General features: G+C 50.1%; 12 protein-coding genes. All 12 read right to left on the bottom strand.

Features of this window, described 5'->3' with window-relative positions:
* Positions 1–72: 72 nt before the first annotated feature.
* Complete coding sequence (locus tag L3D05_RS09685; protein WP_500786039.1) at positions 73–840, bottom strand: WecB/TagA/CpsF family glycosyltransferase; 768 nt, start codon at positions 838–840, stop codon at positions 73–75.
* Between the two features lie 241 nt (positions 841–1,081).
* Positions 1,082–2,224: a polysaccharide pyruvyl transferase CsaB gene (gene csaB / locus L3D05_RS09680; protein WP_239615826.1), complete on the bottom strand. Its 1,143-nt coding sequence runs from the start codon at positions 2,222–2,224 to the stop codon at positions 1,082–1,084.
* A gap of 347 nt (positions 2,225–2,571) precedes the next feature.
* Positions 2,572–4,617 carry a DUF5693 family protein gene (locus L3D05_RS09675; protein WP_239615825.1) on the bottom strand — a complete coding sequence of 682 codons (2,046 nt, stop codon included), beginning with the start codon at positions 4,615–4,617 and terminating at the stop codon, positions 2,572–2,574.
* Between the two features lie 22 nt (positions 4,618–4,639).
* The gene (locus L3D05_RS09670; RefSeq protein ID WP_239615824.1) at positions 4,640–6,343 is read right to left on the bottom strand and encodes a phospho-sugar mutase; all 1,704 of its coding nucleotides are present in this window, start codon (positions 6,341–6,343) and stop codon (positions 4,640–4,642) included.
* Positions 6,344–6,371: 28 nt separating this feature from the next.
* Positions 6,372–6,806, bottom strand: a complete 435-nt coding sequence (gene fabZ, locus L3D05_RS09665) for a 3-hydroxyacyl-ACP dehydratase FabZ (RefSeq protein WP_239615823.1) — start codon at positions 6,804–6,806, stop codon at positions 6,372–6,374.
* A 168-nt stretch (positions 6,807–6,974) separates the two neighbouring features.
* Positions 6,975–7,484 (bottom strand): CDP-alcohol phosphatidyltransferase family protein, encoded by a 510-nt coding sequence (locus L3D05_RS09660; RefSeq protein ID WP_239615822.1) that lies wholly within the window; start codon positions 7,482–7,484, stop codon positions 6,975–6,977.
* 121 nt (positions 7,485–7,605) lie between these two features.
* On the bottom strand, positions 7,606–7,767 hold the full coding sequence (locus tag L3D05_RS09655) for a DNA-directed RNA polymerase subunit beta (RefSeq protein WP_239615821.1): 162 nt from the start codon (positions 7,765–7,767) through the stop codon (positions 7,606–7,608).
* A 135-nt stretch (positions 7,768–7,902) separates the two neighbouring features.
* On the bottom strand, positions 7,903–8,745 hold the full coding sequence (locus L3D05_RS09650) for a flagellar hook-basal body protein (protein WP_239615820.1): 843 nt from the start codon (positions 8,743–8,745) through the stop codon (positions 7,903–7,905).
* A 26-nt stretch (positions 8,746–8,771) separates the two neighbouring features.
* Positions 8,772–9,638, bottom strand: coding sequence for a flagellar hook-basal body protein (locus tag L3D05_RS09645; RefSeq protein WP_239615819.1), 867 nt, complete (start codon positions 9,636–9,638; stop codon positions 8,772–8,774).
* 26 nt (positions 9,639–9,664) lie between these two features.
* The gene (gene mreB / locus L3D05_RS09640) at positions 9,665–10,663 is read right to left on the bottom strand and encodes a rod shape-determining protein MreB (protein WP_305037429.1); all 999 of its coding nucleotides are present in this window, start codon (positions 10,661–10,663) and stop codon (positions 9,665–9,667) included.
* Between the two features lie 106 nt (positions 10,664–10,769).
* Positions 10,770–11,057 carry a sporulation transcriptional regulator SpoIIID gene (spoIIID, locus tag L3D05_RS09635; RefSeq protein WP_239615817.1) on the bottom strand — a complete coding sequence of 96 codons (288 nt, stop codon included), beginning with the start codon at positions 11,055–11,057 and terminating at the stop codon, positions 10,770–10,772.
* A 202-nt stretch (positions 11,058–11,259) separates the two neighbouring features.
* Positions 11,260–12,393, bottom strand: coding sequence for an HD-GYP domain-containing protein (locus L3D05_RS09630; protein WP_239615816.1), 1,134 nt, complete (start codon positions 12,391–12,393; stop codon positions 11,260–11,262).
* Positions 12,394–12,406: the final 13 nt, after the last annotated feature.

Below are 12,406 nucleotides of genomic sequence, written 5' to 3'. Positions count from 1 at the left end.
ATCCAACAAGGTGAACATTCAGTCGTTTTCAGCCGTTTTTCATGATTTTCATCATTTTCATGAAAGTTTTCATCACGGATTGCTATGTTTAAGGACTTTATCTCCATCTTTAATCACTTTGAGCGCAAATTTAGGGAGAACAAGCATCCTTTTAAACCGGGTAGGCTGTCGTAATAGCCTATAGAACCATTCCATACCTAACTTGCGAAATATTGCCGGAGCTCGTTTAAGCTTGCCGGATACCACGTCGAAACTTCCCCCAACGCCCATCACGACCGGAACCCCGAGAACAGACTGATATTTCTCGATCCACGGCTCTTGATTCATCGTAGCGCGGGCCACGAACAGCAAATCGGGATTCGCTTCCCTGATGGCTGCTACGACTTCTCCGTCTTCTTTATCCGTAAAATAACCGTCCCGACGACCGACGAAACGAATTCCCGGAAATTGTTTTTTTAATTTTTCATGGGCAGCCTCAATAATGTCCGCGGAAGCCCCGAGCAGATACGCACTCCACTGATGGCGTTCACCCTCCCGAAGCAACTCGTGCATGAGATCGAAGCCAGCTACGCGCTCTTGCACCGGCTCTTTTAAGCGACGAGCGGCCCATACGACACCCGATCCATCCGGCACGACCAAGTCGGCGGTAGCCAGAGTGCGATGAAAGGAAGGATTGTCCAGCCCGACCATAAGCATGATCGGATTCCCAGTGATGACGCGATGAGGGCGTCGGGTTTCAACGGCATGCGCCAAGTAATTTACGGTTTCCTTCATATTCATTTTCGAAAATGGGACGCCGTACAGGGAAACCGTCGGAAACGGTTTCGTTTTGGAGTTCAAATGAGGTCACTCTCCAGCTAGTGTGTTTTTCTCTCTTTGCCGCTATCCCCTTCGCTCAGGAATTTTATTTGTGCACTTGGCACAAACCGTTATCCCTTTCGCCCAGAGCACTCATAGCATAGGCTTTTTCATTAAACGACTGAATTATCTGCCATTATAACGCCAACTGCGATAGGTTAACACTTAAAAAATTCTTTTTTTCGACCTTAAGGTGTCGAAGGCTGAATTTAAATCGCCTACATTAAGTACGTATGTAACTCACGATTTGTTGCGCAGGCTTAGCTGCCTCCAGCTTAAGACGTTGTATCGCAGCGTCGCTTTCTTGGTGCCATTGGCCAGGATCCCGCAAAATATCGGCCGCCTGCAAAGCCATAATATCCGGATCAAGTGAGTCTGTCGTGCCAATGGCACGCTGCCCGATTCGCTGCAAAAACTGATCGATCTTAGGGTCGTATGACAAACCCATAAGCGGAACGTTCTGATTCGCCGCATAGATGAGCGAATGCAGGCGCATCCCGATGAGCAGCGCGCATCTGCCGACCTCCCGCAGCATCTGCTGCGGGTCATCGTGCGCCGGGGCCAGCTCCGCTGAAGCCCCGGCTCCCGCCAGCCGTTCCATCACGTAGCGCGACGCATCTTCGTCCGCACCGCGATAGAACGGCAGGAAGCGCAGCCGGACGCGATGCCGTCCTGCCAGCGCTTCAAGCGCGGCAGCCACGCGGTCTAAGTCCGTGCGGTCGCTGCGCCAGAACCTGACGGACACGCCCACCACCGGTGGCGATTCCACCTCTTGCGAGCCGACGATCGCGTGGCTCGCTGTTTCGCCGGCGCCGTCTCCGGCCGGCAACCCCATTACCGGATCCGGCACCACGTCAATGCTGGCCGGCGGCACTCCAAACCTACGCAGCAACGTTGCCGATTCTTCATCCCTCACGGAAACGTACCCCGCTCGCTTGAATGCCCGCGCGATAAAAGGTTGCATTATTTTCCGGTTTACCGGCCCGATTCCTTGCGCATATACGAAGGTTGGCTTACCGCACCAACGCGCGATTGCCATAATTCCTAGATAATATGGAATGGACCCCAGTCCCGTCGCATCCTGCAGCAAACTGCCACCGCCGCTAATTAAGCCATCGCTATTCTTAAGCGCCCGTCTGATCTCGCCTAATTTCATCCGATGGACGGATTCCACTCCGTATTGTTTCGCAGTCCACTCGGGATCACTCGATAAAACGATAGGCACAACTTCAACTCCGGCATTGTTAGCCTCCGCTTTTAGCGCCGTTAGAATGCTTTTAAGCACTGCCTCGTCCCCGCTATTGCGAAATCCGTAATACCCCGACAAAACCAAACGGAACGATGTACGACTATTCTTGTTCTTCATTTCTGCGCGCTGTCCGATTTTTCCTCGCCCCTATCGCACCATTTTCCATTATAGGATGCTCCATTTTTCCCGCTCCTACAATCGACTTCATTAGCTCACTATCAACACTTTCATGCTCGACTCGTTCCTACAATAAAAAAATTTCATAAATGAATGACGATTTTCTCGTCATCCCAGACATTCCTGAACGAACGGGATAACGAAAAAAGAGTATTCATCTACACCTCGAAGCCTACTTCCTGAGCCAAAGGGATAACGTCAAATTAGAACTACATCCCCCACGCTAACAAGAGCGAAGGGGATGCCTATTAATCATCATAACTAACAAACTGAGCGGACGGGATAACTTAAGCCGCAGGAGTCGTGTGCTTCATCCATTTCGCCCAAAGTTTCTCGCCAATCTGCCAAACGCCGATAACAACAAGGCCAATCAAGACGCCAATTCCTAAGCCAAGGAAAATCCTGATTACGGACAGCAGCAACGGCGTATGAATATGCGCAAAAGTATCTACTAGAGAAAGTTGCGCGATCGTACCCGCAACAAGCAGCACCATTGCCCAGCGATATCTAAGCGCTAGGAATATACCCGCGAAAAATATCGGATGGCCAAACATGAACTCTTTAATACGAGGACGAACGCCGAACGTGTTTTCCATTAGTGAACGGAACTGCATTTCGATCCCCGTAACTTGTCCGCCATTACCCGTTCTGGACAGATAGTAATAACCTACAGCGCCGAGAGCGCCAACGCCGACAATCCACAGCACGGTTAGCGGCATTGCCAATATTTTCTTGGCATTCCCCACAACAGTATCCTCATTGCCATATAAGAACACATATAGCGCGACCAATCCAATCGGCACCAAGTGCAACAAGCTAACGCCGCGGAATTGCTGTAGTACCAAGCTGTACGAGATGTGATTAAGAAGCGCTACGACAAAAGGAATCGCCGCAAGCGACAAAATCGTCGTCCGAGCCAAGAGCAGTACTGCCCCGCCCAATCGCCGTATGCCGGAGATTGGCTGCGTCTCCGCGCTTTCCCTAAGCACTCTAATACGTTTAACGAGTAGCACGACTGAAGCGGTAGGTGCGGCAATAGCTGCGAATAGCGCTAAAGCTTGCACCATTAAAGTAGAGCTCAGAACGTATAATCCCGCTCCGCCAATCGAACCAATTACGAGAGCAGGCAATAGCAGCGAAGGGATAAACAATCCGAAAACTAACGCGATCAGCGCTATCGCTCCAAGAGCGGCAATTCCGCGTAAAATCGTTTCGGAAGGAGCCTTCTCCACGACGAAAGCTTTAGGTTGTCCGACTTCGAATCCGAAATCGTGCAACTGCTTAACGACGCCTACTGAATCCTCATCGCCCTGCAACACGTCGACGATATTGCCAAGCGGATGCGATACTTGACCTTTGATCGAGTCTCTAACCGCTATCGCGTTCAAATAGAGCAAGCGAATATTGCGGTCTTTCACCGCCAGGACGAGTCGATCTTCCAATACCGGATTTTTGATCACGGTCATCTCGCCTTCCGAGACGGAGTGCGCTCGGATTGCATTATAGCCCAGAAGATTGGCCAGCTTGGACATCCCTTTTTGCGGCACTTTCAAGTTCTCGAAGATCCCTACTCCGATGTTATGCTTTTTAAGTTCGCTCGCGAATCGTTGAACCCCGCCGAACTTGATTCCTTTCCCGAATCCGGTTACGGCTTCCCCATCGAATATAACTCTTGTAACTCCGAGCTCTTGGAACGATTGTAGCCACTTGTCCACTTCAACCGGATCGAACGGCACAAACCGATCCGACAGACGGGGCACAATCATAAAACCTTCATCCTTAAGCATCTTCATAGCAATCGGATTCGGTTGCATCGCATGGATATATGCGTCGTCATACCCCATGTTCAACCGCAAACCCGAATGGTCTTTGATCGTCCAATTCGTTACATCAGCCCCATGATGGCGGAATGCCCATTCAATGATTGGACGCAACACTTGCTCGTGCTCCGGTTTATTGAAGATCACGTATGTGCCGTTATCTTCAGGAGGAGAAACACGGTCCTCAAGCAAAGCCGCCTGAGTGGCATTATATACGTTGATCTCGCCCGCCCAAGCGAGCTCCTCCAACGTACTTTCGAATACGGCCATTCCATTAACGCCAGCATCCTTCAAGAGCTTTAGTTGCTCCTGTACGAAAGCCTGCGGATTCGCTTGCGTATTCCCCACTTGTAACAAATCGCGATAATCCATCACGATAGCGACTTCGTTCGCTGAGGTTTCTGTCTGTACCCTAGCGTACATGACCGGCAATGCTGCCAACACTCCTAGCAATACAACCCACCATAGCCATTTCGCCAATCTTGAATTCCATGTATTCAACCACTGAGGCACAACGGTCACTCCTTTATTTCATCTATGCCAGAGAATCAACCCGGACCATGACTGCTTCAGCGAGCTGCTTTAAGGAAGCAGTCGCTCCATCTAACCCTGTACCACATACCGCAAAATAAACTTTAATCTTCGGTTCCGTGCCTGAAGGACGAAGGCAGAACCATGAGCCGTCCGCGAGCAGGAACTTAAGTACGTTTTCCACAGGCAGACCATCTAGCCCTTTACCATAATCCAACACCTTAGTCACGGCAACGCCTGCGATCTCCTCGGGCGGGTTCACGCGCCAATCGTTCATGATCGCGCCGATCTGCTCGACGCCGTTCTTTCCTTTAAGAGTACGAGACTCCAGCCTTTCCAAATAAGTGCCGTGTTTATCGTACAATTCAAGCAATGCTTCATATAAGGTTTTTCCTTGAGCCTTATAATACGCCGCCGCTTCACAGATCAACATCGAGGCGACGACCGCATCTTTATCGCGCGCATATGTACCGGTTAAGTAGCCGTAGCTTTCTTCGTATCCGAATAGGAACGTATGAGAGCCTGAAGCTTCGAATTGCGACATTAGTTCTCCGATATATTTGAAGCCCGTGAGCGTACTGAATACCTCGCAACCATAAGATGTGGCGATATCCGCTCCCATCTCGCTTGTTACGATCGTCTTGATGACTGCCCCATTCTTTGGTAGCTTGCCCTGAGTTTGTAGATTCGATAGTACGTAGTTGATCATCAAAGCGCCGGATTGGTTACCGGTCAAGACAACATACTCGCCATTGTCATTTTTCACGACAGCACCCATACGATCGCAATCGGGATCCGTGCCTACAATGATATCCGCTCCGACTTCGTTCGCTAGCTTGATCGCCAGCGTGAAAGCTTCCTGCTCTTCCGGATTAGGAGATTTGACGGTCGGGAACTGTCCGTTTGGCAATTCCTGCTCACGAACCACGCTTACGTTCGAGAAACCTGCCTGCTTAAGAACCTGCTGAATAGGCACATTGCCCGCCCCGTGGAGCGGAGTGAATACGACCTTCAAAGCGTCGCCCGCGCCATTCTTGATGAACTCTGGCTGAACGATCTGAGACGCGACGACATCGACGAAACGCTGATCATCCTCGTCCCCTAACCAGATAAGAAGACCCTTCTTTTCCGCTTCCGCCTGCGTCAGTCTTTTCACTTGATCGAAGGAATCGATAAGACGAATATGATTGATGACTTGTTCAGCCTGATGGGGAACCAATTGTCCGCCGTCAGCCCCATACACTTTATACCCATTATACTCCGGAGGGTTGTGACTAGCGGTCACGACGATTCCTCCCGTCGCTTTCTGATCGCGAACCGCGAACGAAAGCTGCGGCGTCGGCCGCAAGGAACGGAATAAGTATGTGCGTATGCCATTCGCCGCAAGTACGCATGCGGCCTCTAGCGAAAAGACATCCGAGTTGTTGCGCGAATCATGCGCGATGACAACGGACGGGGTAGAAGATTGCCCCAACAAGAAGTTAGCAAAGCCCTGAGTGGCTTTGCCGATGACATAACGGTTCATTCGATTGGTACCTGCGCCCATCACTCCGCGGAGCCCTCCGGTACCGAACTCAAGATCGCGATAGAAGCGATCCTCGATCTCTCCGGCTTGCCCTTCGATTGCACGCAATTCCTCTTTCGTCTGGGCATCTATGTTGGGATCCTTCAGCCAAGCCTCGTAAATATGCTGTGGGTTTGCGGACATGGTTTTTCTCTCCCTTTTCTTTCTTTCTTTATTTATTTGGATCCGACAGAGCAAACATGAGCTCGCCTTCCGCTACGATCACATCGCCCACGCGAGCCGTTCCCCGACCTTTGCCGATTGGACCTTTTAGACGGGTCACTTCCAACTCCAAAATGAGAGTATCTCCCGGCTTCACTTGACCGCGGAATCTGAATTCATCAATACCCGCGAAGAAACCGAGTTTACCTTTGTTTTCTTCTAGCGCCAACATGGCTACTGTTCCAACTTGAGCAAGCGCCTCAACGATCAGTACCCCGGGCATGACCGGGTATCCAGGAAAATGCCCAACAAAATAGGGCTCGTTCATTGTAACGTTCTTAAGGCCTACCGCCCGTTTACCCGGTTCCAGCTCTAAAATACGGTCGACCAGCAAAAATGGGGGGCGGTGCGGGATCAATTCCTGAATTTGTACGATATCCAACATAATTAATTCCTCCTGATCTTGTTCTCCGGTCGCGAATAAGCGACTCCGGAGCGGTAAATAATACAACCATCCCTGAGGCGAGCTGCAGTCGCGAAGGTTGATATAAGAGAGCTTGCCGCCGCCCGCCGTTCTCCAGCCGGCGGCGGGCTCTTTTGTGGAGCTTACCCGTTAGGATACCCTATTCAAACTCTTGAATTTCATGAAATAAATAATCGATGTCACAAAAGATAAAGCAATTCCACACCATAATACGGGCACTCCGCCTGGCAGTTCCAAGAACATTAACACAATTGCAGCATAATAGATGACAGTTGTCGCTTTCCCGAACATGTTGGCAGGTACCGTTTTTAAACCACGGAAATGATAAATCGCTGATCCTATTATCATAACCAGCTCTCGGAAAGCCATGACGACAAATGCAGCCAATGGGATTACGTTTTTAATTAGAAGCGCTAGAATGACGGATAACATCATGAGCTTATCCGCAAGCGGATCTAACATACTCCCCGTGACGGTGACTTGTCCGCTTCGACGAGCAATGTATCCGTCTAGAAAATCGGTGCATCCTGCCACCAATAAGATACAGAGCGCTGCAATAGATTGATCGTTAAAATATAAAATCAAAAATAAGGGGATCAGCACAAACCGGGACATCGTAAGCATATTGGGTATATTCATTCCCGCACTTCCCCCATCTCTCTAAAGTTCCCAATTATTATAACGCTCGCCTCTACAAATGAAAACTCCCCGAGCAGAAGCCGGGGAGTTGCCGTCCCGGTTGCAAGGCGCAGGCCAGGCTTCAGCCGCCCTCCGCGAACACGAGATCATACATATGCTTCCACGTGCTGGAATCGAACACGTCCGACAGGGGCTTGTCCCCTAATACGGTGTATCCCACCACCAGCCCAACGATTAAAGCCATAATGCATAGAATAGGAATAATCAACAATTTAATACTCATCCAAATTATCCGGGCAATAACCCTTCCTGAGGATCTTTTGCCTTGTTCATTTGAACGGGTTGGTGCAGCCATGAAGATTTCGTCTCCTTCAGCGCACAACGTCGCGGACTTGTTTTCGCCTTAGTCCGTTTAAGATTATCCACGCAAGTTATTCGCCATCCCCATCATTTGCTCACTGGAGGAAAGAGCTCTTGCGCTCAATTGATAAGCTCGTTGCACGATCATCAAATCGGTCATTTCATCCGCTATATTCACATTGGATTGCTCTACGAAGCCTTGGCGAACGGCAACGCTGGACTCACCGTTAGCAAGTAACGTAACATCACGAACAACCTCATCAGGGTTAATGTTCTCCGGAATTCCAAACAGATTATCCGCAACGGCTCGCAGCAGTTCTGGATTGGTCACTTGCACCAATTTCAGTCTCCCCAGATTTAGCGGAGGATTATCCCCGCTTCCTACTGCAGTCAATGTTCCATCCGCTCCGATGGAAAGCTCGTAACCCGCCGGCACATGAATGAAATCATCCCCGTTACCCGTATCCCCAATGACTTGTTGCCCCGAGTTCGTTACGAGAATTCGATCACCGTTTAATGTCGGAGTCAGTTGAAAGGGGCCTTGTCGAGTAAACGTGCGGGGCCCGTTCAGATTGCCATCCGTACGAACCTCGAACAATCCGTTTCCTTCGATCGCTACGTCAGTCATATTCCCGGTCTCTTGCAGCACGCCTTGCGACATATCCGTCTGAATGGAAGTTAGTCTCGTTCCCCAACCTTGAGTAAATCCTAGTGGAGTCCGTCTCCCCGGTTGGTTGAAGTCTTCCACATGGGGATTAAGGCTTGTCAATATATCTTCGAATACGGCAGATTTACGTTTATAACCAACCGTATTAGAGTTGGCAAAGTTATCAGCAAGGATATCCAACTTCTGCTGAAGGGCGCCCATGGAGACAGACGCGGTGATCATCGAGTTATTCACTTAGGAGTTCCTCCTTATGGCGTGTATTATACCCGTCCAATCTCGTTAACGGCCTTATCCAAGCTGCGATCATACGTTTGAATGACTTTTTGGTTGGCTTCATACGCACGAAGCGCCGCCATCAGGTCAATAGACGACTGGGCAGCATCGACATTGGAACGCTCAAGGTAACCTTGACGGACTTCTACGCGATCTCCCACTGCGACTTGGCGAATGCCTGCGGCATCTCCTTGATAACGAAACCTTCCATCCCCTTGGCGTAAGAGGAAGTTAGGATTGTCCACTCGCATAATCCGCAATTGCGGATCTCCGTTCAGCGGCAAGTGCGTTATGGCGTCTATAAGTCTGCCATCTGCACTTACAGTGATTTGCTCCCATGGCACATCCACAACGATCGGTTGCCCGTTCGCGCCAGTTACTTCTAACCCGTCAGAAGTTATTAACTTGCCGTCAGGCGCGGTTTTGAAACTTCCATCTCTCGTATAAAGCTCTTCGCCTTGAGCGGAAGTTACCGCGAAGTAGGCTTGAGGCTTATATGTCACATTACCGTTCTGGTCCACGTTTTTACCGGATTCATCGAAGGCGACGCCGTTTACGAGAATATCGGAGACTAACGCTAAGTCCTGAAAGCGATAGGTTTCTTTCAAATCTCCTTGGCCCATACTGAGAAGATTTTCTTCAGCGAATACACCTGTGCTGAGCTTACCTACGTTTCCTGAAGGCGGATTAGCCCCGCCCATGACTGAGATCAGCATGTCCGGAAACGAGCGGCTAACGGCATTACTCCCTTTGAAACCGGGCGTATTCAGATTCGCAATATTGTTCGTAATCGTATCGTGACGCCGCTGTTGGGCCAACATCCCCGATGCAGCTGTGTATAAACCTCTTAACATGGAGCCATCCTCCTAGTTTGCACTGGTTAACCCAGCTTACGGGTCATCTTGTCAAGATGGTCGAGCATGATTCCGGTCCCTTTAACAACGCAATGCATCGGATCCTCGGCGATCAACACCGGCACTTTGATCTCGTCGGCCAACAGCGCATCGAGCCCATCGAGCAGCGCCCCGCCTCCGGTCAGGATGACTCCGCGATCAATAATATCCGCGGACAATTCCGGAGGGGTGCGCTCTAACACGGACTTAGCGGAAGCGACGATAGACATTACCGGTTCCCACAACGCCTCGCGAACTTCGTCGGAGTGAATCGTTACCGTGAGAGGAAGACCGGTCACCATATCTCGGCCCCGAATATCCATTTCCTCTCTCCGCCCGCTTAGGTAAACGGTTCCGATTTTGATCTTGATGTCCTCGCTCGTACGCTCACCGATTAGAAGCTTATATTTGTTCTTTATGTATCTCATGATCGCGGCGTCGAACTTGTCCCCTGCGACTTTAAGAGAAGAGGCGGTTACGACGTCGCCCATGGAAAGAACGGCAACATCCGTCGTACCTCCGCCTATATCGACAACCATGTTTCCGCTCGGCTGGAAAATATCCATCCCTGCCCCGATTGCTGCCGCCTTCGCTTCTTCCTCTAGGAAGACTTCCTTGGCGCCGCTTCTCTCGGCTGCTTCGCGGATCGCTTTCTGTTCTACAGACGTAATGTTCGTTGGAGCGCAAATCAGAATACGTGGGCGGCTGTACCAATTCCGGCCTCCGACGCGTTGGATAAATGCCTTAAGCATCATATCCGTCACTTCAAAGTCGGCAATAACGCCGTCCCTTAACGGACGAATCGCAATAATATTGCCCGGTGTACGCCCGACCATCCGATGGGCTTCTTCCCCTACGGCTAGCACCTTGCGAGTGTCGCTTTCAATGGCGACAACGGAGGGTTCGTCAAGTACGACTCCCTTGCCTTTTACGTGAATAGATACGTTAGCCGTACCCAGATCGATTCCGATGTCTTTGCTAAACATGCGTCTATTATCCCTCACCAATATGAAGTGTCTGATATTGTAATAGTATAATATTCGCCGCTTAAGCGTAAAATCCTTCTTTTCCTTTCGACATCGCCAGTAAAAATTATGACTTTCCCGCTGTCATAACTTCCCGTTTTTTGATTGTCGTCTTCTTGTATTTGATTTTGGTCGCTTCTCCTCCCCTTAGGTGCCGGATCGACTTGTGATACTCAAGTATGTGCTTTACCTGATCAGCCAAGTCCGGATTAATCTCCGGCAGCCGCTCAGTTAAGTCTTTATGCACCGTGCTTTTGGAGACGCCGAATTCTTTGGCTATCGTACGCACCGTATTGCGCGTCTCCACTATGCTTCGGCCAATCTTAATCGTACGTTCCTTGATGTAATCGTGCACGCTCCCGCCTCCCTGCTGAAATAGATTGGTACAGTATATGAGGGGCGCGGTCACTTATTCTATGTAGCCAAGCCTGACAGGCTAGGAAAGTCCCTTTTTTGACTCCAAAAGTAGGTCCAACAGGCGCGGGAGTGCTTCTTAAGCCCTAAGAAAAAAGACGGAAGGGGGCTCCCCTTCCGTCTTCCGTCCGTTCAAGTTCCGTTCAATTGTCGGTCTTGCCAACGATTACGACGTTCGTATGACTCTGCAATTCAAGCGTATAAGGAATTTTTACCGGCGTTCCGTCATGTTCGGTTAAAACCTGTACAAGCGGGCGCTGAATCGGACGCCGTTCCGTCTCCATTACCGTTGCTGTCTGCCCGTTGCTTAGCCATACAATCGTATCTACCGGATAAATGATGACGTGATTCAGAAATGCTTTAATCAAATTCCACTCAAAATCATAATTGCCTGATGCCAGTAAGTACTCAATCGCCTCTGCCGGGCGGTATGCGTTCCGATGATGGCGAGGCGACCCTATAGCACTGTACACATCCGACAGCCCTACGATTTGCGCGAACTCCGGAATATTGTCTTTCGCCATGCCGAGCGGATATCCCGATCCCCGATATCTCTCATGGTGGAGCAAGGCACATTGGGCGGACAGCAGCGGAATTTCTTTGATCCCTTTCAGCACGCGATAGCCTTCGCTTGTATGCTGACGGAGTATGGCAAGCTCAGACTCTTTCAATTCGCGATTGACTTTAACCAATTCCAACGGCAACCGGGTCATGCCAATATCGCTGAATAATGCCCCTAGCGATAAGTCGTATATTTTGGAGCTGTCGAATTTCTGCGCGCTTCCGATTACGGTGGAGCACAGGGTCACATTTAATGCGTGCTCTAACAACATCCGATCGGTCTGAATCATGACGCCAAGTTCTTCCGCCAATGCAGGCTGGAGGGTTATCTCCATCAACATATCGCGAAATTGCTGGCGGAAGTTGCCTTCCGGAAAAGGCAGCACGATCTGCTCAAGCATCAAGTTTCTGTCTACGAACTCCGTCACTAGCTTGAGCGCTTCCTTACGCGCGTTCTCGTTGTTTTTCATCTCGTCGATGTCCGGCCGAACCCAAGAATCCGTCAAGGAAGATCGCGTTTCCATAACGCTTGGACCCTTATCCCGATCGGATGAATCGCTTATATGAATAAACTTTATTCTAAGCGATTTGAGCCTATCAATATACTTCTCCGTTAGCACTGTACCTGCCTCTAGCATAACCAAGCCGTTGGTGCCTTGTACCGATTTCTCTAGTACATCCCCGACCTCTAATTCCGATACCCCAACAATCCTCATGGTAATCTACCTT

It is taken from the genome of Cohnella mopanensis (assembly GCF_022352055.1).
Classification (GTDB): domain Bacteria; phylum Bacillota; class Bacilli; order Paenibacillales; family Paenibacillaceae; genus Cohnella; species Cohnella mopanensis.
This window is presented reverse-complemented; position numbering and strand designations above follow the sequence as displayed.